This window comes from Thermoleptolyngbya sp. C42_A2020_037, assembly GCF_015272455.1.
Lineage (GTDB): Bacteria > Cyanobacteriota > Cyanobacteriia > Elainellales > Elainellaceae > Thermoleptolyngbya.
The window spans coordinates 1-22,412 of record NZ_JACYLP010000004.1 but is presented as its reverse complement, the minus strand read 5'-3'; the positions used below and the strand labels follow the sequence as shown (position 1 = coordinate 22,412).

Sequence of the window (22,412 nt, the reverse complement as noted above, 5' to 3'; positions counted from 1 at the left end):
CGCTCAGTCTAGTAGGCTTAACGTATTGCTTGAGCTAATCAATCGACCATCAACTGAACCGATAGAGTACGCAAGAACCCGCCGTCTACCAAATCCTAGAATCCAAGCAGCGTGGGCGGATTGCAGCGCTAAAGAATTCTGGAGGGAATACGGGACGCAGGAAATCTGACACTTACGATTCTGCGACTACGACTTTGAAGATTTAGGGACAGTTGATAGCAATAACAGCTTTTATAAAAATTAAAAAATTAGGAATTCCGAGTGCATCCTAACGCAGAATAATAAGGTTTGTAAATTTATCTCTGACCTAAGACGATTGCTTCAAGGAACCGGGGTTGTCCAGTCTTCTGGTGTAGTCTTCTGGTGTAATAGTCTGAAGAGTCTGAAGGGCGATAGTTGGGAGCATGACGGACGTGGGAATCATCACAACGGGATTGGGGATTGCAGCAGGGCTGGTGGGACTGGGGGCGATCGCCTGGGAGGCACAGTTTCGCCGTCGTCCGGGCAATGCACTGGTACTCACTCCCGGCGAGTGGAACCTGGATGTCTACGAGCCGGATCGTTACGTGCTGGTGGGCGATGTGGAGTTTCGCAACCTGACCGAGCGGCTGGAAATCATGGTGCCTCATGTAGAAGCTGAGGTGACGCTGCTTTCCAAAGACTCCCTCGATGGCATCACGCACCGTATCTGGGTCACGCCGAAACACGCCGACGTGCCCGCCCGCGCCGATGGCTACTGGTTTGGCTATATCGTCAAAGTTGGCAAGACCACCCATGCCGAAGTAACGCTGGAAATCAAAGGCCCCGACCTCAGCAGCCTGCAAGCCGCCTGGGTACGCATTCACTACGTCACCTACGGGCCCCAAGGCCGCATTCCCAAAGTGCGCCATGTCATGGTGCCGCTCAAGTTTCCTAGCAGCGAAGACTCGCACCGTTGGCGACCCACTGCCGCCGCCGACGTGCTACCCATCCGCACCCACCTGCTGACCCATCTGGATGATCCCGTAACGGTGGTGAAGCGCTATGTTATGCCCCACGCCCAGCCCAGCGACGTAGTGACCATTGGCGAAACGCCCGTCGCCATCATGCAAGACCGCTTTCATCATCCCTCGGACATTAAACCTGGCTGGCTGGCCAAGCGCCTGTGCTATTACTTCTTGCCCACCTCCAGTCTGGCCACGGCCTGCGGAATGCAAACGCTGGTGAATATTGTGGGGCCGTGGCGCGTGGCGGGGGCGTTTTTGGTAGGGGCGATCGCCAAAAAGTTCCTCAAAAAACCGGGCTTGTTTTACCAGCTTGCGGGCGAACAGGCGCGACTGATCGACGACGTGACGGGCACACTGCCGCCCTACGACCAATTCATCGTGCTGGGACCCGAAAATCCGCAGCAGGTGGTTGACCAGATCAAGCGCGAAACCGGACTGGCGGCGGCAATCGTCGATGTGAACGACCTAAAAGCTGTAAAAGTGCTGGCCGCCACCGCCGGACTCACCGATGAGTTTCTGACCCAAGCGCTGATCAGCAACCCCGCCGGAAACGCCGACGAGCAAACCCCCGTCGTCCTCATCCGCCCCATGAAAGGCTGATTTACGAAAAGCTGATCTATCCCAATCCAAAATCCAATATCCAAAATCAATCCCTATCCCACGCTCCTGACCTCAGACTTGGCAGGTTCAAACAGTCGCCGTGCCTCCGGAGTGCCCACATAGCGCCAGTGCCAGGGTTCGTACTGCACGCCCTGGGGATTATTCTCAGGAAAAGACAGCTCAAAGCCGAACTCGGCCGCGCGGCGCGTAAGCCACGCATAGGCCGCTGTTTTGCCAAAAGCCTGGCTGATGTCCATCGCCCGCGCCAGCCCATCCGACAGGTCAACAGCGTAGCCTGTGTGATGCTCACTGTGGCCAGGAGGAGCCACGGCCCGTGCTGCTGCTTCGGCTGAGCCGTATTGATGCGTTTTCAGGCGAAACAAGCGAGTTTGCCGCTCATAATCCCGAAAGCCTGACACGGGCACAATCCATACGCCCTCCAGTCGGGCCGCGTCGATCATCTTCAGCAGTGCCAATCCCGCGTCGGTGTGCAGTTGCTCAAACCGCTGGGCTACATCCTGGGAATAGCTGGCGACGACCATTAAATCGGCTGGGTCGGCTTCGGCAAAGGCGAAGTGTCCGTAGCGGGGCAGGGGACGGGGGGCCCGACCTTCGTCACGGTCCTCGGTGCGACTTGGGGGGCTTGCGGGTGATGAGGAGGCGATCGCCCCTTCTGCCCCTTGCATCACGGTCTGACCAGTCTGGCTCTCCAACCAAGGCAGACGACCAACGCGCAGCGCCAACGGATTCCAGACTGAGGGGTTCCCCAGCGAATGCAGACCCAATGCCCCCAGCAAAACCCCCAGCCCCAGCAACAGCGGTAGCCAGAACCGCCTAACCCACCGCTTCAAAGCATGGGGCGATCGCCCGCTGGTTGACGCACTGCGCCAGCCCAGTGGTCGCGAGCGTACCCAGACCGTCGGCTTGGGCGGCTTGGGCGATTCAGTCGGTTGTGAAGAGGAGGTCGCGGGTTGGGTCATGACAGATTCCAGGAATCATCGGGACAGGAATCGCGGGGGCAGGACTTATCGAGCAACAGAATCCAGCGGCGCAGTGCCCGGTACAAACGCGGTGAGGGCATCCAAACAGCGATCGCGCCCATTGCAGCCAGACTCGGCCCTGGCCACAGGAAACTCGCAGCCCTGCGCCATCTCGCTTTCGACAGGCGGAAACAGCGCGACGGCGTGGGGCACGGGGCGGGGCGTATAGTCCACCAGCAACTCATCTCCGTGAGCCAGCGACGCACTTGCGCCGGAGTCGAGCATCACCACCTCCCGCAGCCCCGCCCGACTCAGCAACTCGCCCAGCGCCACGGAATCGATCCGCTCCTTGGACACGCCCACCACGGGTTGCGCTGCCTGGTCGATGCCCCAAAATGCCCGGTGGCGGGGCACGTCAAACCCAAACAGGTCGCGGAACGTTTCGGGCGATCGCCCCTTTCCATCCTTCACCAGCCACGCCCCGGCGACAAAGGCATCCGTCACGTCGGGCATCAGCTTGCGAATTCCTGCCAGCGTATTGTGCAGCTGCGGGTCAAAAGGGATAAATTTCACCCCGTCCGGGCCAACCAGCACCAGCGGCCGGCCGCCGATTTTGGAAATATCCCAGGCACTCCCCGGCACAAACTGCCCTGTGTTCTGGCTATAGACCGGGCCGATCATGACGTTGGAATCGAGATACTTCATCGAAAAGAAGCCGCCATCTACCGCAGCAACGGCGGGCGTGTTGGCGATAATTTCAGACACTTGATAGCGGCTGTCAGCGTGGAGCGTCACCGGGCGGCCGCCAGAAAACAGCACCAGCCGCACGCCGTCTAGCTCTAGCTGGCGCTTGCGAACCGGAGCCGTGAAGTTGAAGGCGCTGCCCGGAGGGGGCAAGGGTGCGCCGCCGTCGGTCTGGGCGATCGCCAGCGACAGTTTCGACTGCCCCAATCGGTCGATGCTCAGCAAATCCTCCGACTCGCTGGCAAACCGATCGACCTGGTTGCTCATCGTCAGCGCCGAGCGATAGCCCGCCCGCCGCACCGCCGCCTTTACCCGCTCGTCATAGTTGCCTTCGGGATAGACAAAGTGCTTCACCGAAACGCCCAGCTTTTCTTCCAGGATGCGCTTGGATTCCGTCACTTCCCAGCGCAGTTCGTGGTCGTCCAAATCAGCCAGGTTTTTGGGATGGGTGATGCTGTGGGAGGCGATCGCCACCAGCGGATCGGCCGCCATCTCGCGCAGTTGTGCCCAGGTCAGCCCTGGTCGCCCATAGTTGCGCTCGACCTTGCCCGTGTAAATCGCAAACACGCCGGGATAGCCATACTGCTTCAGCAGCGGGTAAACGTGTTCGTAATGCCCCAAGTATCCATCGTCAAAGCTCAGCAGCACAGGCTTCGGTGGCAGCGGTGCGCCCGTGGCCAGGTGCGCCACCAGTTGATCTAGATGAATCGGAGTCAGCCCATTGTCCCGAATCGCTTGCAGGTGCGCTTCAAACTCTGCCGGGGTGACATCAAAAAACACCTCTTTGCGGGGCAGCACGTCGTGATACATCAGCACGGGCACGCGCCCCAGCCGCGCCTGCGGGTGAATTTGGGGAAAGGGAGCCGCCAGCGGCAGCGCCGTCAGCAGATTGCCCACGCTGGAGAACAACGGCGCTGAATGCCCCGCAGCGTGGCTCGCCGAACGCTCGACTACCCCAGTTTCCTGGGCAACGAGCCGATTCACCGGGCACTCGGTTCCGAACCGCTTCACCCCAGATTCTACGGCTCTATCTGACGGCTCCGCAGCGCTGCCTACGCCCAGCCCACCCAGCGACAGGCTACCTGCCAGTGGTAGGGCGATCGCCCGCGTGATCCATCTCTGCGTCACTCCTCGAACCCCGGCTAGGGAGCGCTCCCTCAGCCCAACGAACCCGCCCCGTCTGCGAGACCGCGCCATAGCGATTCAGTTATAGAAATACATCTGCCGCTACATGTAACGGATTGCGAAGCCGATCCCAGGTGCGCTAGCCGACATCTACCAAAGCTTCACCCGTTGCTAATTTTTTCTTAATCTTTCTCCAAACACTGCTGATCGTGCCTTTTCCCGTATCTTTACTGGATCTAGATTGCATTCGTTAACAATCGAAGCTCAGCGGGCACTCTAGGGCTGTGCTAAGGCTGTGCTGGCGTAATTCGCACATGACCCCATGACATAAAAGATAGGTGAATAGGTATAGCGAATAAGTACAGCGGGGTGCGGGTAAATGGATTACGAGCGATCGCGCTGAATGAATGCAACCGAGTGAAATGCGAGAGGCTTGAATGAACGTCGTTCCGACCGAAATTCCCGACGTGCTGATCCTGGAACCCAAGGTGTTTGGGGACAGTCGCGGCTTTTTTTTTGAGAGCTACAACGAGCAGGTTTTTCAGGATAAAACCGGGCTAAACGTTCGGTTTGTGCAGGACAACTATTCCCGCTCTGCCAAAAACGTGCTGCGGGGAATGCATTATCAAATTCAGCAAACTCAGGGAAAGCTGGTGCGCGTGACTGTGGGCGCTATCTTCGATGTGGCGCTCGACTTGCGAAAATCATCGCGCACCTTTGGCATGTGGGTGAGTTGCGAACTGAGCGCGGAGAACAAGCGGCAGCTTTGGGTTCCGCCGGGTTTTGCCCACGGGTTTATGGTGGTGTCGGACGTTGCCGAAGTGCTGTATAAAACGACGGACTATTATGCGCCGCAGCACGAGCGCAGCATTCTGTGGAATGACCCTGATTTGGCGATCGCCTGGCCGCTGGAGGGCGAACCGATTCTCTCTGCCAAAGACCAGGCAGGTACGCCATTTTGCAAGGCGGAGGTGTTTGCATGAGCCGGATTTTGATTACGGGCGCAACCGGGCAGGTGGGGCAAGAACTGGTGCGATCGCTCTGTGCCATTGGGGACGTGATTGCGTGCGATCGCACTCGTATAAACCTCGCCGCGCCAGACACGCTCAAGCAAACGATCTACGAACTCCGGCCGGACGTAATTGTGAATGCGGCTGCCTACACTGCGGTAGATAAAGCAGAACAGGAAACGGAACTGGCAAATACCATCAACAGCATGGCTCCAAAAATCCTGGCGGAATGCTGCAAGGAAATAGGTGCATCCCTCATTCACATTTCCACAGATTACGTATTTGACGGCACGAAGAATACGCCCTATCTCGAAACTGACACGCCCAATCCCGTTGGTGCGTATGCCAAGTCGAAGCATTTGGGCGAAGTGGGGATTCAAGACGTACTGGGCGATCGCCCCAATCAGTACATGATTTTGCGAACGTCCTGGGTCTACGGTGTATCTGGCACTGGGAACTTTGTGAAAACCATGCTGCGCGTGGGCAGTAGCCGCGAAGAACTGCGCGTGGTCATGGATCAAATCGGCAGCCCCACCTGGGCAGCGGATCTGGCGAGGGCGATCGCTGGCTTCACCGTCCGTGCCCTCAATGCATCTACCGTACCCCCCGCAGCCCCCATCGGCGGCATCTACCACGTTACGAATACGGGCGTGATTAGCTGGTACGACTTTGCAGTCGCGATTTTTGAAGAAGCCGAAGCCCTGGGCTATCCGCTCACCGTGCAGCGCGTCGTCCCCATCACCACCGACGAATATCCCCTGCCCGCGCCCCGCCCCGCCTATTCCGTGCTGTCGGGCAAAAAGACCGCCGCCCTGCTCGGAGACTATCTCCCCTACTGGCGGCAAAGCCTGCGGCGAATGCTGGTAGATCTGCACGCTTCTGTTCCCGCTCATTCCTGACCCCCATTCCTAACCTTTGGTGAACCCCATGAAAGCCATCGTTCTCTCTGGCGGCAAAGGCACGCGCCTGCGTCCCCTGACCTACACTGGCGCAAAGCAACTGGTTCCCGTGGCAAACAAGCCGATTCTCTGGTATGGACTGGAGGCGATCGCCGCCTGCGGCATCACGGAAATCGGCATCATTATCAGCCCCGAAACGGGCGACGAGGTGAAGGCAAAAACAGGCGACGGCAGCCAGTTTGGCGCACAGATCACCTACATCCTGCAAGATCAGCCTGCGGGTCTGGCCCATGCGGTCAAAATCGCCCAGCCATTTTTGGGCGACGCGCCGTTTGTCATGTACCTGGGCGACAACCTGGTAGAAGGCTGTCTGGACGGACTGGTGGATCAGTTCAAGACCAACACGCTGGACGCGCTGACGCTGCTGTGCGAAGTGCCCAATCCCACTGCCTTTGGCGTGGCCGAGGTGGATGAAACCGGGCGCATCCTGCGTTTAGTAGAAAAGCCCAAAGTGCCTCCGTCTAATCTGGCGCTGGTGGGGGTTTACCTGTTTTCGCCCAAGATTCACGAGGCGATCGCCCAGATCCAGCCCTCAGCCCGTGGCGAGTTGGAAATTACCGATGCCATCCAAAAGCTGATCGATCTGAATCATAAAGTCGAGGCCTTTAAGCTCCAAGGCTGGTGGCTCGACACTGGGAAAAAAGACGACCTGCTAGAAGCCAACCGCCTCATTTTGGACAATTACTTGCAGTCCAGCATTCGCGGCGCTGTGGATGAGAGCAGTCAGATTTCCGGTCGCGTTGAGATTGGCGAAGGTTCCAAAATCGTGAACTCTACCATTCGCGGGCCTGTGTCCATTGGCAAGAATTGTCATATCGAAAACTGTTTCATCGGCCCGTACAGCAGCATTGCCGACGGCGTGACGCTGGTTGAGACCGATCTGGAACACAGCGTTGTGCTGCAACAGGCAAAAATCGTGGGCATTCACCAGCGCATCGTGGATAGCGTCATCGGTCAGCGGGCGAACCTGCGCGTTGCGCCCCAGCGGCCCAAGGCGCTGCGGTTTATGATTGGCGACGACTGCCAGCTCGACCTGGCATAGGGAATCGCGTAGTGTCTTGTTGAGGGAAGGGGTTCATCCCATCTCACCTCTGCTGACCTTAGGCATCCCAAAGCATCCCAAGATAACTCCCCAACCTAATTCATCTCTTACCCCTCCTATGACCTCCACCCTCCGCACCCCCCGCCGCATTCTGATCACTGGTGGCGCTGGCTTTATCGCGTCGAACCTGGTCTATCACTGGGCTGAGCAGTATCCGGGCGATCGCCTCGTCGTGTTGGACGCGCTCACCTACGCCGGCAACCGCAAAACGCTGGAGCCGCTGGAGACAAACCCCAATTTCCGGTTTGTGCAGGGCAATATCTGCGATCGCCCGCTGATTGACGCACTGCTGCGGGAAGAGGCGATCGACACAGTGGCCCATCTGGCGGCAGAATCCCACGTCGATCGCTCGATTCTCGGCCCGGCTGCGTTTGTGCAAACCAACGTCGTCGGCACGTTCACGCTGCTGGAGGCGTTTCGGCAGCATTGGGATGGCATGGGACAGCCCGACCACTTCCGATTTCTGCATGTTTCCACCGACGAGGTGTATGGCAGCCTGAACCCCGAAGACCCGGCGTTTAGCGAAACCACGCCCTACGCGCCCAACAGCCCCTATTCCGCCTCCAAAGCAGGCAGCGACCACCTGGCACGGGCCTACTTCCACACCTACGGAATGCCCACGCTGATTACCAACTGCTCGAATAACTACGGCCCGTTCCACTTCCCCGAAAAGCTGATTCCACTAATGTGCATCAATATCCTGATGGGGCGGCCGCTGCCCGTCTATGGCGATGGGCAGAATGTGCGCGACTGGCTGTATGTGGGCGACCACTGCCGAGCGCTGGATACGGTGATTCACCACGCCGCGCCGGGCGAGACGTATAACATTGGCGGCAACAATGAGGTGAAAAATATCGACCTGGTGCATAAGCTCTGTGACCTGATGGCAGAACTCGCGCCCAGTCTGCCCGCCGATCCCAGGTCGCTGATTACTTTTGTGAAAGACCGTCCGGGGCATGACCGCCGCTATGCTATCGATGCGACCAAAATCAAGTCTGAACTGGGCTGGCAACCCGCCGAAACCCTGGAAACCGGACTCCGCAAAACCGTGCAGTGGTATCTGGACAACACCGCCTGGTGGCAGCCCCTGCTCTCGGCTGAGTATCAAAGCTATTACCAAAAGGTATACGCAGCAAGGCTCGTGCAGGCGGGCTAAGACGACTTTAGCTGGCAGCAAAGTAAGATAAGGTAAGATGGGCGGCTACAGGGTTTGCCGCAACGCCAACGGCGCTACAGCAAACCCTGAGTACGTGGCTCCCGCACTGCCACACAGTGCTTTTCACATTCAATAAACCTCTCGCGTGAATCGTTGGGCGGCGATACTGCCCAACGACTCGCGCTCCCAGAAAAGCATTCATGCAAGAAGTCTAATGGACTATTGCCTCAGCTTGGGATGGTTTCGCAGTTGTTTGTGAATTTGCTTCCAGCGTTGTTTTTCGGCGAGTTGAGCTTGCTGATCTTGTCGCCGTTCCAGATAAGCTAGCTCGCCTTGGAGCTTTTGGTAGCTGGCGAGCCGTTTGGGGTCAAGCGTTCCGCTGGCGATCGCCCCTTGCACTGCACAGCCCGGTTCCTGATCATGCCGACAGTCGCGAAAGCGGCACTGAGTCGCCAGCGCTTCAACATCCTCAAAGGTTTGGCTGAGGCTGTCTTCGGTGGCCCAGGGCTGCAATTCACGCATTCCTGGCGTATCCAGCAAGAGCGCGCCAGAGGGCAACAGCCAGAGCGATCGCCCGGTGGTGGTATGTCGTCCCCGGCTGTCGTCGGCGCGCACGGCTTGCGTGGACTGGGCAGCGTGAGCTAGCAAACTATTGGTCAGCGTAGATTTGCCCACGCCAGAGGAGCCAAGCAGTGCCACCGTGTGTCCGGGTTGCAGGTAGGGAATGAGCGCATCAATGCCCTCGCTATGCAGAGCGCTGATGGCCACGATCGGCACGCCAAACGCCACCTCTTCTAGCTCAGCAAGGCGATCGCCAAAGTCAGGACACAGATCCGCTTTATTTAGGACGATCACAGGCCGTGCGCCGCTGTCCCACGTCAACATCAGGTAGCGCTCCACCCGTCGCAGGTTAAAGTCGTGGTCTAGGCCGGTCATGAGAAACACAGTGTCTACGTTCGCCGCGAGCACCTGTTCCTCGGTTTTGCTGCCAGCAGCCTTCCGCACAAACTCGCTCTGGCGAGGCAGCACGGCGTGGATGATCGCGTGACGGTCTGATGAGGAAGCGATGCCGTCTGGCGAGGCGAACGCCAGCGCCACCCAATCGCCCACCGCCGGAAAGCTGCGCGGATTCGTTGCCAGATGGCGAAATTTGCCGGAGACTTTAGCCGAGTATTCTCCTGCTTCGCAATAAACTTGATAGCGGCCACGATGCTCTTGAACCACGCGAGCAGGCACATAACCCGCTGCTCGATACGGCGAAAAGTGGGGCACAAAGCGATCGCTCCAGCCCAAGGCTGGAAGTGTCAATTGAGTTGTCATTGGATTTCTCTGTGATTCTGAGATTCTGAACGTTGAAGTGATGGTTCAAACCATCAGAGGTGAAACATCAGAGGCTCACAGAGGAAAAGTCCAATCGCTTGAAAATCCAATTGCTTGGAGTTTGGGTTCCTCTAGAGCCTGTATGAAAGCTGTGTAGCGCGATTCCATACTGACTCAGACATACCTGGCATCCTCCAAACGAAATTTTCTATGCAGCTCAAGCTAAGCTTCTATACCAATGTAACACGCTGTAATACAAACTGACAACACAGAGTTGCCGTCCAGGATTTCAGCAGATTGTATTCAAGCAAATCAATCCCAAAAAAATAAGGATGCGCCGCATGATACGCAGCACATCCTTGTTTCATACTTACACTTCATGTCACTTCACATGAGATCTCTTGCATGAATGCTTTGTCTGAGAGCGTGAAACGCTGAGCAGCGGTGCCACCCAACGATTCACGCAAAAGGTCTATAGTTGCTTCAACGGTCTTCAGCGGCACTCCGCCCGAAGCTAACGTAGCTTAAACCTGCACTTCAAGAGAGAGGCTCAAACAACCTCTCAAGAAAACGGAGCAGGACTCTGGATGGAAAAGCCACCTCAAACCCTACCCCGACCCGGATATTGCGCTCTCGAAAGGAACGTCTGATTTAGGTATAGCAAGGTCTTCGGGTCGGAACTGTGTTGTGAATCACGATCTGAAGGCGATCGCAACTCACGCCATGATCATGCAGTGCTTACTTACGATAGGTCAATCGCCTGCCTAGCCAACTTTGACTTGACTGGTGTCCACGTCTGTTGCACCATTCACGCCGCGAGCGATAGACACCGCACGGCTCAAGTAATCCTGGTTGGGCACTTCACCCTTCAGCACCACCTTGCTGCCCAACTGCGCTACCCACAGGCGCTCCAGATCGTCCAGTTGAGGATCTTCGTCGAAGGCCAGCGCCACACGCTTTGCCAGACCGCTCTCGTCAAACGTGCCATCCAGCCCAACCTTTTCAGGAGGGATGCCCGCCTCAGCCGGTGCAGGAGCAACGGAAGCGTTTGCAGGCTTCTTGCTGCCGGGAAATAGTCTACTTAGCCAACCCATAGTCTAGGCCTCTCAAAAATTTCAAAATAGTTCAATTTCAAGTGAATTCACGGCTTCTGGAAATACCCAACGTCGATTATGGGGTGAGTCCTCTGTTTTTGGGAGGGAAGCAAGGTTAATTTAATAATCTGTGCCAGTGTCCATCAGGCTTTGCAATCTGAAGGAGTGTCTTTCAGTGTTCAAGCAGGCTTGCTGAAAGTAGAGAGTTTCTGATATGCACGATTGATTTTGAAACTGAGATATTACGTTGTTTGAAGTTTTTCGAGGGTTTTCTGAATCTGGCAAAAGCGCTGCTGTAAACTAGTTTCGACTGCAAAAGGTTATGGTTCGGTCTGGTCAAGGGATTCAGCGTTTTGCGATCGCCCTGCCGCAGCCCGAACAGCATTACTCTGATATAACCCTGTCGCTAGATCGTTTGGAGCCTCTATATCCATGTCGCATTCAGTCAAAATTTACGACACCTGCATCGGCTGCACCCAGTGCGTCCGCGCCTGCCCGCTAGACGTTCTGGAAATGGTGCCCTGGGACGGCTGCAAAGCCGGACAAATTGCCTCCTCGCCCCGCACCGAAGATTGCGTCGGCTGCAAGCGCTGCGAAACGGCTTGCCCCACTGACTTCCTGAGCATCCGCGTTTACCTGGGTGCCGAAACCACCCGCAGCATGGGGCTGGCCTACTAGGTTCTACTGATTCCGCTAGAGTCTTGTTACAGCATTTTCTTGCCTCGTGAGGCACATACTGCCCTCACGAGGCAAGGGCTTATTGACCATCCGTGTGCCTCACTAGCTTCAAAAACGCTGTAGCTGGATTCTAGTTAATCAGGTTTTGTCTAAAACTTGTCTAAAGCAGGTGGTTTAAGGGACATTGCGCCCGCTCCATCGGTTTTTGGATACGCATAGCAACCACCAGCAGGAGGGCGATCGCCCTCCTGTTTTTTGTTGCCGATGGCTCCTAGCGCGATCGCCGGTCAAGCGATTATGACCAGCGCTGCATCCCTAGCTGCACTTTCTCCTAAACTAGATTGAGCATTATGAGCATGGGCAACCCCAAACACGTTCGGACAAGCCAGGAGACCAAAAACCATGTGCGGAATTGTGGGCTATATCGGGACGCAGACAGCCAGCAGCATTCTCCTGGAAGGACTCCGAAAGCTGGAGTATCGGGGCTATGATTCGGCCGGCATTGCCACCGTGTGGGAAGGGAAGCTGCATCGCGTGCGGGCCAAAGGGAAACTGTTTAACCTCCAGTCCAAGCTGGAGGGCGAAGAATTGCCAGGATTCGTCGGCATTGGGCACACCCGCTGGGCCACCCACGGCAAGCCTGAAGAGCACAACGCCCATCCCCATTTCGACATGGCAGGGCAAGTGGCAGTGGTGCAAAACGGCATCATTGAGAACTACCGCGAACTGCGCGAAGAACTGAAGCAGCGCGGCTATGAATTCGTCACCGAAACCGATACGGAAGTGATTCCTAACCTGATTGCCGAGTGCCTGCAAACAATGCGGCAGAGCGGCGAAGCAGAAAGACTGTATTCTCCGCTGACAGAAGCCGTGCGGCGCGTGGTGCAGCAACTAGAGGGCGCGTTTGCCATTGTGGTTTTGGCAGCAGACTATGCCGATGAGATTGTGGTGGCGCGACAGCAGGCTCCGCTGGTGCTGGGGTTTGGGCAGGGCGAGTTTTTCTGCGCGTCGGATGTGCCCGCGATTTTGCCCTATACCCATGCCGTCGTGCCGCTGGAAAATGGCGAAATGGCAACCCTGTCGCCGCTGGGGGTGGAGGTGTATACCTTCGCGGGCGATCGCCTCAAAAAGCATCCCCATCGACTAGCCAGCACCTCCCTCACCACCGAAAAGCAGGGCTTCAAACACTTCATGCTCAAGGAGATCTACGAGCAGCCCAGCGTTGTGCGAACCTGTTTGGAATCCTATGTCAACAGCGCGTGGACGGTCGCCAGCAGCACTAATCCGATTAACCTTGGCTTGCCGGACGATCTCTATACTGATCTGGAGCAGATTCATATCGTCGCCTGCGGCACCAGTTGGCACGCCAGCCTCGTCGGCAAGCACCTGCTTGAGCAACTGGCGCAGGTCCCCAGCCAGGTTCACTACGCCTCAGAATTTCGCTATGCCCTGCCGCCGCTGACCCCCAATACGCTGCTGATCGGTGTGACGCAATCTGGCGAAACCGCCGACACACTTTCTGCTATCCACAGCGAAAAAGACCGTCGCGCCAGTTTGTCCGAAGCCTACCAGCCGCGCTTGCTGGGCATTACCAACCGCCTGCAAAGCACCCTCACGCGCCTGGTCGATAGCGTCATCGATACCCACGCCGGAATTGAGATCGGGGTCGCCGCCACAAAAACCTTTATTGCACAATTGATGGCGTTTTACTGCCTGTCGCTGGATCTGGCCTATCGCCGCCAGACCGTTTCCCTGACGCGACTGGAGGAGTTGCTAAAACAACTCTGGCAACTACCTGCCCAGCTAGAGGCGCTGCTGGAAACCCAGGAAAAGCGGATCGAGGAACTGGCCCATGAGTTCGTGGAAACGCAGGACTTTATCTTTTTGGGGCGCGGCATTAATTTCCCGATCGCCCTAGAAGGCGCACTAAAGCTGAAGGAAATTAGCTACATCCATGCGGAGGGCTATCCCGCTGGCGAGATGAAGCACGGCCCGATCGCCCTGCTGGATGAAAAAGTGCCCGTGGTGGCGATCGCCATGCCCGGAACTGTTTACGAAAAAGTGCTGTCTAACGCGCAGGAAGCCAAGGCCCGCGATGCCCGACTGATCGGCGTGATGCCGCCCAGCGATCCGCACGCCGCCGAAGTGTTTAACGACCTGCTGCCTGTACCGGAAGTGGATGAACTGCTGTCGCCGCTGCTGACGGTGATTCCACTGCAATTTCTCGCCTATCACATTGCCGCCCGCCGGGGGCTGGACGTAGACCAACCGCGCAACTTGGCCAAGTCGGTGACCGTGGAATAGTCACGGGAAGCGTCACGGCTCAGAGCATGGAACCGGAGCGTCATTTCACGGCGACTTAACGGCGACTTAACGGCGACTTAACGGCGACTCCTGCGTCTGCGTTTGCGCTAACTCAGCGGCGAATGGTCAGGCCTGTCTCGAATCCAGACGGGGCGCGATATTGCTCCGCAGCGCTGGCGCGATCGCCCCCAAAATTCCGCCCAACCCGCTTCCCCAATCTCCCGTGCCACGCCTGTCCCCTGGTTTTGCAGCAGCACCGTAAACGCGCCCGCCCCCAGCCCATCCTGGGGAAACATGCGGTAGCAGGGCACCTCCGTCAGGCACGATTGAAACGTCGCTAACGGGGGCACGGACACGGGCGCAAACTGGGGAAACCGTTCCAGAAACCAGTCCATCACGCCCTCATTTTCGGCGGGGGAATAGGCGCAGGTCATGTAGGCGAGGTGTCCGCCAGGAGCCACCAGCCGCCCCGCGTTAGCCAAGATCCGCTTTTGCCGATTGGCGTTTTTGTTGATGGAAACCGGATGGAAGCAGCCGGGTGCGGTTTCGCCCTTGGCCAGGAGCGACTGCCCCGTGCAGGGCGCATCGACGATGACCAGATCCGCCGCCTGGGGCATTGCCTCCGCCAGCATCTGCGAATCCAAGCTGACGGCAGCCACCCGCTGCGGCGCAGTGTTTTCGGCGGGGGTAAAACATCGCCGCAGGTTCGACACTAGCGCCCCCATGCGCTTGCCGATGGTTTCGTTGCTCAGCAAGAGCGCAGGTTGCAGCGTTGTGCCCGCAAAGATGCCCTTGCCGCCAGGGGAAGCGCACAGGTCGATGATGACTTGGGGCGGCCCGCCTGCCTGCTCCCTCAGCAGCGTGATGGGGAAAATAGCGAACACCGACGAAAAATCCAGGCAGTAGAAATACCCCGCCTCGTGCCACGGATGAGCGCCCGGCCGCTCTCCCAGCGCCAGCCGATCGACGGGAGCGGGCTGCCAGGACACGGTGGGGGCGATCGCAAACGGCAAGGACTCCGGCCGCGGGCGACACCAGAGAATGCAGGGATGAAACGGCTGCGGCTGCGTCAGCGCAGTGACAAAGCGCCCCTGCTCCAGCGGATCATCAAATAACTGGCGGCTGAGCTTGAGCAGAAGGTTTGAGGGCTTTTCCACAGTGTCGATTTTGGATTTTAGATTTTGGATTTTTGGGTTGGGCATTTTCAGGGCTTCTGGCAATTTTATTTGTAGGAGAACCTATTCGGAGAACCGACAATCCTGACGACATGCCAACCAAAATCCCCAATCCAAAATCCCCAATCCAAAATTAAGCATTGGGAGTCACAGCGAGGTTGGCAACGGCAGACGGGTCATCCGAAACCGTAGCGGGGAGGGTGCGGGCGAAGGTCAGGAGGCGATCGCCACATTCATCTGCCGAACAGCCAGCTACATCAATGGGATAGCGAGGAACAGAACGGCGCGTCAGGTCGTAGGTGTAGGTTTTGTCGTAGTAGGTGAGCAGCAGGTCGAAGGCTTCGGGGAGCCGCCGCGCTTGCAGGAGGGCGATCGCCTCCTGGGTTCGCAGTCCGCCCAAGCGCTTGCGGATGCGCTCGGTGGCGGCAACTAGGTCGTCGGTCGAAAAGCCGCCATAGTCTCTGACCAAAATTTCTAGCCGCTCTGCCTGGGGACGCACCAGCTCCAGCACCGCCGCCCGATCCATCTGGCGAAACAGCGGCTCCGGCACGCGGCAGAGTCCAATCCGCTTGCTTTCGGCTTCGATCCACACGGGCCGCGTGGGGTCAAACCCCGCCCAGCGAACGGCGATTTCGTTTTCAAATTGTTCATTGGTGGGTTGGGGCGGCTGGCCCAACATGCCGAAACTGCTGCCCCGGTGGTGGGCGATCGCCTCCAAATCCAGCACCTGTTCGCCGCGTTCCGCCAGCGCGTGCAGCACGGCCGTCTTGCCTGTGCCGGTCATGCCGCCCAGAATCCAGATTGGCCGCGTCCATGCGGGAACCGTCAGCGCCCACCGCCGAAAGGTTTTGTAGCCGCCCACCAGCGTCTTCACCGACAGCCCCCCCATGCCCAGCACCCAGGCCACGGCTTCGCTCCGCATTCCGCCGCGCCAGCAGTGCAGCCGCACCGGGCCACTTCCGGCGAGCGATCGCGCCTGGGCAATAAACCCAGCAAACTTTGGCCCCGCCAGGGCAAAGCCCAGTTCCACGGCAGCATCGCGCCCCTGCTGCTTGTAGCAAATTCCCACCTGCGCCCGCTCGTCATCGGTAAACAGCGGAAAGCTGATTGCGCCGGGAATGTGTCCCTGGGCAAACTCGGCCGGGCTGCGGACATCGAGCAGCACTCCGGGCACAGCCAGAAAATCGGATAGAGCAAGCGCTTGGGTCATGAATAGAGCTAAAAGGGAGCCAGAAGAAACCTGAAGGGGGAGCAAAAAGAGTCGCAAAATCCAGAGAATACCTGGCATTTTGTCCAGATGCCTGCCATACTTCCAAACCAGATTGGAAGTGGTATTATGCCGAAGTTCTTAAGCAATTTTATCGGAGCTTTTATATGTCGTTTTCTCCTGAGGAAGGTGCGGCGATTCTCAAGGCGGTGACCATGAGCGGCATGGCAGTGGCGATCGCCGATATGGGAATCGTGTCTACAGCAATCGAAGCAGCAGCTCTAGCAAAGGAAGTCGTGGGTGCAGCCGCCAAGTACCCAACGAACTCGATTATCCAGGGTGTGTTTACCGAAGAAGCGCTGAAGACCTTCAAGCCCGAAACGCCTAAAGACGTAACGCCCGACAATGCGGTAGACATGGCGATCGCCGCAGTGAACGACGCTCTGACAACGCTGGAATCCAAAGCCACTCCTGCCGAAATCGCTGAGTACAAACAGTTTATCTACAGCGCCGCAACCCACGTGGCCGAAGCCGCTGGCAGTGGTCTGTTTGGCTCTGGTGCAAACAAGATCAGCCCCGAGGAAGCCGCAACACTAGCCAAGCTCAAAACGGCGCTGGCTATCTAAACTGGCAGTTGATATCGGTTTGCGATTTTGGGTTTGCGATTTTGGGTTTGCGATTTTGGACAGACAATCAAGCGCATCTAGGACTTCCCACAATTTCATTCAGCATCATTTAAGAGATTTGAGTGAGAGGTTTGAGTGTGCGAGACGGTTAACCTTTGCAGTTTCAAATCAGCCCTAAGCCATGCACTTTTGCTTTCATTGAACGGTGCGTGGCTTTTTTAATTCGTCAGTTCAGAAAACTAGATCGGCAAACCAAAATCGCCAATCTAAAATCCAAAATCAACCTCAGAAATCAGCATCAAACGGGCAGCGTAAAGTAAAAGACCGAACCAACTCCGGGCTGAGATTCGACCCAAATTCGCCCGCGATGCAGCTCTATAATTTTTCGACAAATAGCCAGCCCCAGCCCCGTTCCGGGATAGTTTTCAGCAGTGTGCAGTCGTTGAAAAATTTCAAAAATCGACTTTAGATGGGATGCTTCAATGCCAATGCCGTTGTCGTGTATTGCAAATAGCCAGTCTGTTTCACGCTGGGTTGCAGTGACCAAAACCTGGGGCGATCGCCCTTCAGGCACAAACTTAATGGCATTCCCAATCAAATTTTGAAAAACCTGGACAAGCTGCACCTGATTTGCCTGAACGACTGGAAGATTTTCATAGGTGATGCTGGCATTTTTTTCAGCAATGCTCGTTTCCAGATTTTCCAGAACGATGTCTAAAATCACTGTACAGTCAGTCGTATCTAGCTCGTGTTCCTGATGCCCCAACTGGGCATAGCTCAGCAAGTCCTGAATCAAATGCTGCGATCGCCTGCCAGATTCCAAAATTCCCGCCAGATGCTCGACGGATGTTCTATCCAGATGAGTTTCATGCTTCATCATCAGCAGTTTGGCAAAGCCCATCATCGTTTGCAGGGGTTGCTGCAAATCATGAGAAACCGCATAGGCAAACTGCTCTAGCTCCCGGTTGGAATGCAGCAACTCCTCATTGCGCTGCATAAGCTGATGCTGGAGTTTTTGTAGGCGCATCTGCGTTTCAACGCGGGCTATCACCTCTGCTTCTTGAAAAGGTTTTGTGATGTAGTCTACACCGCCTGCATCAAACGCTTTTACCTTATCCGTGACATCACTCAGGGCGCTAATAAAAATCACTGGGATACGGCTGGTTCTTGGATTGTCTTTTAGGATCTGGCAAACGGCGTAGCCATCCATTTCTGGCATTCGCACATCCAGCAAAATGATGCTAGGCAGGCTGGCTTGAATAGAGGCGATCGCACTTTGTCCACTCAGCGCCTTGCGGACTTTGTATCCTTGTTTTGTCAGGATTGCCGACAGCACCCGCAGGTTATCCGGCATATCATCGATAATTAAAATATCACCCATTTTTGACAGAGAATCTGTAGAGACGTTGGCTGGGCTATCGACCTTGGATCTGCCCGACCAATCAGCATGTTTATCTATAGATTCACGTCTCATTTCTAAAATTTTCAACACTTTTTAGTACGTCAATTTCGGAACACTTTGTCTTGCTGATGCATAACAGCGGAGCTAGTATAAAGCAGTCTTTGATTGATGATCTGCTCTATCAGGGGCGATCGCTCCCTCAGCCGATTTCATCTCCCGTCCATTATCTAAGCATTCTGCTGAGATTCAGGGTTCAGGTCGAGCAGTTTGGTGGGTGTATCCCACTTTTGCAACCCTCACCCTAATCCCTCTCCCAAAGCGGGAGAGGGACTTCCAATCCGGCTCCCCTTCTCTCAAAAAGGGAGAAGGGACTGGGGGATGAGGGCAAACTTGCAGAACTGGGATGCGCCCAGTTTGGTGGAGCGCTCTTTAGCTTCAGGACTTTCATAATGAAAAAGGCAATTACGATAGAGACAGATCAATCCAATCAATCCAATCAATCGAATCAATCCAGTCAATCCAATCAATCCAACAAAATAGCCCTAGTGAGCTAAGTATATCCAGTTCTTAAAATTTGCTGCCTCCCTGCTTTGGGAAACCCCTTAGCGGATTTTGGAAATTTGATCTGGGCTAGCCAATAGGTTGCCTCTGGTTAGAACAGCTTGCTTCTCTTGCTTCTATGCATTGCCGCTGTTGGAAGACTTGAAAAACAGAGAAAGCAGGGTTAAAAGGCAGCATCAGAACGCTTAATTTCTGCTTTAAAAGATAAACCTTTACAGCCTTAAACTTGCGACATTGAGTAACGAGTTCAAAACCCTGGAACCTGGCAGAAGCGTTTAAAGTTCTGCCGTAAATTCTGCCGTAAATATAGTGGTTGGCGTGCATAAAAAGAGATTTCAGCAGGAATTGAGTGCTTAGAATTTCATGATTTAGAAAAAGTGACAATTTGCCAGTAATTCTCCTGTTTTGGGGAGTACCTGGGTTTAGAGTACCCATTCTGTGCGAAATTTAGCAGGTCAGAAGTAAGGCTTCTGGTGGGTTGAACCGATGTCTGTCCCAGCAGTTTGCGGGAATTTACGGAAATTCACTGGCGAAAGGTTCAGGCCCAGACGCATTACTAGGACTCACTTCAACAAAAAGCTTCTTCAGAGATTAATTGCGCGTTTTCAGGATTAAAGCTTTGATTAACTTGGTGCTGGGTAATCCTACTTAGGGAATTCTGGGTGAATCCAGGACAAGTCTCACTACATATTAAGTATTTATGCTTAAAATATGCCCGTTTTTTGCATTTGCTTAGGGTTCTTTGTCCGATTGGGCGAGCAAGGCGGGGAGCGAACTCCCAAGACTACGACAACTCAGACTTATGCGGCTCCTGCTGGTAGAAGATGACGAACTCTTTGTCCATGCGCTGTCAACCTATTTGGTCGCGCAGCGCTACGCAGTGGATGTAGCGACCGATGGAGAGTCAGGCTGGAGCTACATCCAGGCAACCACTTACGATCTGGTGGTGCTGGATGTCAACTTACCAAAGCTCAACGGGTTCCAGCTTTGCCAGCGGATTCGGCAGGCAGGCTATCATCAGCCGATTTTGCTGCTGACGGCCAAGGATGACAGCGCGGACAAGGTGACTGGGCTAGATGCAGGGGCGGATGATTACGTCGTGAAGCCTTGCACTGTTGAGGAACTCTCTGCCCGTATCCGGGCGCTGTTGCGCCGACAGCACCTTCCCGCTGCGCCCGTGCTGGAACGGAGCGGGCTGCGGCTAGATCCTGACGCTTGCAAGGTGACTTATAGGGGGCAAGAGGTGTCGCTGACCTCTAAGGAATACAGCCTGCTGGAACTATTTTTGCGCTATCCCCAGCGTGTGTTTAGCAGTAGCAGCATTTTGGAGCGACTGTGGGCGTTTGAAGAATCACCTGGCGAAGAGGCCGTGAGAGCGCTGATGAAGCGGCTGCGCCAAAAGTTGCGGGCGGCGGGCACTTCAGACCTGATCGAAACGCTGTATGGCCAGGGCTATCGCCTGAAACCCCTGGAAGAAGATTCAGCGGGCGATCGCCCTGCTCTAGCTTCTGCATCCGACCTCGATCCCGCTCCTACCCCTGTGCCTGATCCCAACTCTAATTGCCGCGATCCCCGCGAAGCCGCCCTGGAAGCCTGGGAACACTTTCGAGAACCAATGCTGGAGCAACTGGCCTATCTCGATCAGGCTGTGGCAATGCTCCAGCGTGAATCTTTTTCTCCGGCGATGCGCGATCTGGCTGAGCAAGCTGCTCATAAATTGGCGGGGGCGCTGGGTATGTTTGGGTTTCCGCAGGGTTCTCGTCTGGCGCGAGCCATCGAACAACACCTACAGGCAACGGATGCGCCGATCGCAGTGGCTCCCCTCTCGTTGCTGGTTGCCCAGCTACAGGAGGAATTGTCATCTCCGCCTCAGTTGTCTGGTTTTTTAGCGGGACTTTCTCCATCTGTATTGTCTGAATTGTCTGATCGCCAATCGCCTCTGGCGCTGCTGATCATGCATGAAACAAAAGCCTTTGTTGCCCAGGTGCAGACGGAGGGTGCGTCGTGCGACATCGAGGCAGAGAAGGTGACTTCTGTCGCGGCGGCCCGGGCAGCGATCGCCCGTCGGGTGCCCGATGCAGTGCTGCTCAGCCTCACACTTGTCAACGCCCTGCCTGGAGGCTTAGAGCTATTGCAAGACCTAACGGCTCAGTTTCCGACCCTGCCAATTCTGGTGATTGCCAATAGCGATAATCTGGGCGATCGCCTGGCGTTGCTTTGCCACAGCCGCTGCCAGTTTGTGCCCGAAGACGTTCCGCTGGGAACTCTATTGATGACCGTGCGCGATGTGGTGGAGTCTCATCAACTGGCGGGAATGCGAGTATTAGTCGTCGATGATGACCCAATGGTGCTGACGGCCCTGCGGCAAATGCTCTTGCCCTGGCAGGTTCACCTGTTTACCCTGGAAGACTCTAGCCAGTTTTGGGAAACCCTGAGCGCGATCGCGCCGGATTTGCTGATTTTGGATGTCGAGATGCCGCAGATGAATGGAGTACAAATCTGCCAGATTGTGCGGAGCGATCATACCTGGAATCGTTTGCCCATCATCTTCCTGACCGAGCATCAGGACATGGCAACCGTGCAACAGCTTTTAAGCGTCGGTGCAGATGATTACCTCACCAAGCCCTTTAGCGAATCTGAACTACTCTCTCGTTTATGCAATCGCTTGAGCCGGACGCGCCTTTCCCCAAATCAGTTGCGACTGCGCCTGAGCCATAAATCAGCGTAAGCTTCCAAATGGAACGTTGAGATAGGATGTTGAGATAGGACGTTGAAAACAACACAGCATTTTTTTGCCTGATGATGTTTATGGCACCTCGACAGGTATTGCTCATTGATGATGAAGCAGCAATTCGCACGATTGCAAAAGCTAGCCTGCAATTTACACGAGAGTGGAATGTGCTGACGGCAGCCTCTGGCGAAGAAGGGATGGCGATCGCCCAATCCCATCAACCAGACGCAATTTTACTGGATGTTAAAATGCCAAAAGTTGACGGACTCGCCACACTCAAAGCCCTGAAGGAAAATACCGCCACTCAGCAAATTCCAGTGATTCTTCTTACAGCTACGGTCAAAGTGCGAGTCAACTAAATACTCTACTAGCGTGGCGGAGATAGCTCTTTCAGAACGTCGAACAGCCTTCTGTCTTAGCTTCTCCACAAAGTTTTCCCACCTTAACCTCAGATCCTCAGAATCTTCAGATAACGAACCACAACCTGCTAATTTTTTGGAGGCGATAAAAAAAACAGGTCAGTGAAGGCTCTAAAGACAGAACTGTAGAGAGAACTATAAGAAAACTCAGGGACTTATAGCTTCAAGTCTAAAAAACGATAGTGGATTAACGTAAAGGATGGAGAGAAAAAGTAACGCCATCGCATTTTGAG

17 protein-coding genes are annotated in these 22,412 nt (G+C 55.7%); 10 read left to right on the top strand and 7 right to left on the bottom strand.

The window, feature by feature from the left end; translation table 11 throughout:
* Positions 1–404: 404 nt before the first annotated feature.
* Entirely contained in the window at positions 405–1,586 is a 1,182-nt protein-coding gene (locus IGS16_RS00835) for a F420-0:Gamma-glutamyl ligase (protein ID WP_297082489.1), read from the top strand.
* A gap of 53 nt (positions 1,587–1,639) precedes the next feature.
* Here the strand turns inward: IGS16_RS00835 and IGS16_RS00830 are convergent, their stop codons facing one another.
* Positions 1,640–2,566 carry a D-alanyl-D-alanine carboxypeptidase family protein gene (locus IGS16_RS00830; RefSeq protein ID WP_297082487.1) on the bottom strand — a complete coding sequence of 309 codons (927 nt, stop codon included), beginning with the start codon at positions 2,564–2,566 and terminating at the stop codon, positions 1,640–1,642.
* Positions 2,567–2,611: 45 nt separating this feature from the next.
* Positions 2,612–4,507 carry a polysaccharide deacetylase family protein gene (locus tag IGS16_RS00825; protein WP_297082485.1) on the bottom strand — a complete coding sequence of 632 codons (1,896 nt, stop codon included), beginning with the start codon at positions 4,505–4,507 and terminating at the stop codon, positions 2,612–2,614.
* Positions 4,508–4,872: 365 nt separating this feature from the next.
* Here IGS16_RS00825 and rfbC point away from each other — a divergent pair, with 365 nt between their 5' ends.
* The 4 genes from rfbC to rfbB all read left to right on the top strand — a co-directional run bounded on the left by rfbC (position 4,873) and on the right by rfbB (position 8,662).
* Positions 4,873–5,418, top strand: a complete 546-nt coding sequence (gene rfbC, locus IGS16_RS00820) for a dTDP-4-dehydrorhamnose 3,5-epimerase (RefSeq protein WP_297082484.1) — start codon at positions 4,873–4,875, stop codon at positions 5,416–5,418.
* Positions 5,415–6,344, top strand: a complete 930-nt coding sequence (rfbD, locus tag IGS16_RS00815; RefSeq protein ID WP_297082482.1) for a dTDP-4-dehydrorhamnose reductase — start codon at positions 5,415–5,417, stop codon at positions 6,342–6,344. Before rfbC ends, rfbD begins: the two co-directional genes overlap by 4 nt.
* 28 nt (positions 6,345–6,372) lie before the next feature.
* A complete protein-coding gene (locus IGS16_RS00810; RefSeq protein WP_297082480.1) occupies positions 6,373–7,446 on the top strand; it encodes a glucose-1-phosphate thymidylyltransferase in 1,074 nt (357 codons plus the stop codon).
* Between the two features lie 118 nt (positions 7,447–7,564).
* Positions 7,565–8,662: a dTDP-glucose 4,6-dehydratase gene (gene rfbB / locus IGS16_RS00805; RefSeq protein WP_297082479.1), complete on the top strand. Its 1,098-nt coding sequence runs from the start codon at positions 7,565–7,567 to the stop codon at positions 8,660–8,662.
* A 219-nt stretch (positions 8,663–8,881) separates the two neighbouring features.
* Here the strand turns inward: rfbB and rsgA are convergent, their stop codons facing one another.
* Both rsgA and IGS16_RS00795 read right to left on the bottom strand, forming a co-directional pair.
* Positions 8,882–9,970: a ribosome small subunit-dependent GTPase A gene (rsgA, locus tag IGS16_RS00800; RefSeq protein WP_367185691.1), complete on the bottom strand. Its 1,089-nt coding sequence runs from the start codon at positions 9,968–9,970 to the stop codon at positions 8,882–8,884.
* 776 nt (positions 9,971–10,746) lie between these two features.
* The gene (locus IGS16_RS00795; RefSeq protein ID WP_297082475.1) at positions 10,747–11,076 is read right to left on the bottom strand and encodes a BON domain-containing protein; all 330 of its coding nucleotides are present in this window, start codon (positions 11,074–11,076) and stop codon (positions 10,747–10,749) included.
* A gap of 432 nt (positions 11,077–11,508) precedes the next feature.
* Here IGS16_RS00795 and psaC point away from each other — a divergent pair, with 432 nt between their 5' ends.
* Both psaC and glmS read left to right on the top strand, forming a co-directional pair.
* Positions 11,509–11,754: a photosystem I iron-sulfur center protein PsaC gene (psaC, locus tag IGS16_RS00790; protein ID WP_012307203.1), complete on the top strand. Its 246-nt coding sequence runs from the start codon at positions 11,509–11,511 to the stop codon at positions 11,752–11,754.
* Positions 11,755–12,156: 402 nt separating this feature from the next.
* Complete coding sequence (glmS, locus tag IGS16_RS00785) at positions 12,157–14,058, top strand: glutamine--fructose-6-phosphate transaminase (isomerizing) (protein ID WP_297082473.1); 1,902 nt, start codon at positions 12,157–12,159, stop codon at positions 14,056–14,058.
* A gap of 107 nt (positions 14,059–14,165) precedes the next feature.
* Here the strand turns inward: glmS and IGS16_RS00780 are convergent, their stop codons facing one another.
* Complete coding sequence (locus IGS16_RS00780) at positions 14,166–15,215, bottom strand: RsmB/NOP family class I SAM-dependent RNA methyltransferase (protein ID WP_367185690.1); 1,050 nt, start codon at positions 15,213–15,215, stop codon at positions 14,166–14,168.
* Between the two features lie 151 nt (positions 15,216–15,366).
* On the bottom strand, positions 15,367–16,443 hold the full coding sequence (mnmH, locus tag IGS16_RS00775; protein ID WP_297082469.1) for a tRNA 2-selenouridine(34) synthase MnmH: 1,077 nt from the start codon (positions 16,441–16,443) through the stop codon (positions 15,367–15,369).
* 164 nt (positions 16,444–16,607) lie between these two features.
* Between mnmH and IGS16_RS00770 the strand changes: the two genes are divergently transcribed.
* Complete coding sequence (locus tag IGS16_RS00770) at positions 16,608–17,066, top strand: hypothetical protein (RefSeq protein ID WP_068509002.1); 459 nt, start codon at positions 16,608–16,610, stop codon at positions 17,064–17,066.
* 298 nt (positions 17,067–17,364) lie between these two features.
* Here IGS16_RS00770 and IGS16_RS00765 read toward each other — a convergent pair whose 3' ends face one another.
* Positions 17,365–18,447, bottom strand: a complete 1,083-nt coding sequence (locus IGS16_RS00765) for a response regulator (RefSeq protein WP_297082468.1) — start codon at positions 18,445–18,447, stop codon at positions 17,365–17,367.
* Between the two features lie 1,384 nt (positions 18,448–19,831).
* Between IGS16_RS00765 and IGS16_RS00760 the strand changes: the two genes are divergently transcribed.
* Positions 19,832–21,757, top strand: coding sequence for a response regulator (locus IGS16_RS00760; protein ID WP_297082466.1), 1,926 nt, complete (start codon positions 19,832–19,834; stop codon positions 21,755–21,757).
* An 80-nt stretch (positions 21,758–21,837) separates the two neighbouring features.
* Positions 21,838–22,119: a response regulator gene (locus IGS16_RS00755; RefSeq protein ID WP_297082464.1), complete on the top strand. Its 282-nt coding sequence runs from the start codon at positions 21,838–21,840 to the stop codon at positions 22,117–22,119.
* The last annotated feature ends 293 nt before the right edge of the window (positions 22,120–22,412 follow it).

Coding starts and splice junctions, on each gene's coding strand:
- glmS (WP_297082473.1), top strand. CDS start 12,157: ATGTGCGGAATTGTGGGCTATATCGGGACGCAGACAGCCAGCAGCATT.
- psaC (WP_012307203.1), top strand. CDS start 11,509: ATGTCGCATTCAGTCAAAATTTACGACACCTGCATCGGCTGCACCCAG.
- mnmH (WP_297082469.1), bottom strand. CDS start 16,443: ATGACCCAAGCGCTTGCTCTATCCGATTTTCTGGCTGTGCCCGGAGTG.
- rfbD (WP_297082482.1), top strand. CDS start 5,415: ATGAGCCGGATTTTGATTACGGGCGCAACCGGGCAGGTGGGGCAAGAA.
- IGS16_RS00760 (WP_297082466.1), top strand. CDS start 19,832: ATGCGGCTCCTGCTGGTAGAAGATGACGAACTCTTTGTCCATGCGCTG.
- IGS16_RS00810 (WP_297082480.1), top strand. CDS start 6,373: ATGAAAGCCATCGTTCTCTCTGGCGGCAAAGGCACGCGCCTGCGTCCC.
- IGS16_RS00770 (WP_068509002.1), top strand. CDS start 16,608: ATGTCGTTTTCTCCTGAGGAAGGTGCGGCGATTCTCAAGGCGGTGACC.
- rfbC (WP_297082484.1), top strand. CDS start 4,873: ATGAACGTCGTTCCGACCGAAATTCCCGACGTGCTGATCCTGGAACCC.
- IGS16_RS00795 (WP_297082475.1), bottom strand. CDS start 11,076: ATGGGTTGGCTAAGTAGACTATTTCCCGGCAGCAAGAAGCCTGCAAAC.
- IGS16_RS00825 (WP_297082485.1), bottom strand. CDS start 4,507: ATGGCGCGGTCTCGCAGACGGGGCGGGTTCGTTGGGCTGAGGGAGCGC.
- IGS16_RS00835 (WP_297082489.1), top strand. CDS start 405: ATGACGGACGTGGGAATCATCACAACGGGATTGGGGATTGCAGCAGGG.
- IGS16_RS00830 (WP_297082487.1), bottom strand. CDS start 2,566: ATGACCCAACCCGCGACCTCCTCTTCACAACCGACTGAATCGCCCAAG.
- IGS16_RS00765 (WP_297082468.1), bottom strand. CDS start 18,447: ATGGGTGATATTTTAATTATCGATGATATGCCGGATAACCTGCGGGTG.
- IGS16_RS00755 (WP_297082464.1), top strand. CDS start 21,838: ATGGCACCTCGACAGGTATTGCTCATTGATGATGAAGCAGCAATTCGC.
- rfbB (WP_297082479.1), top strand. CDS start 7,565: ATGACCTCCACCCTCCGCACCCCCCGCCGCATTCTGATCACTGGTGGC.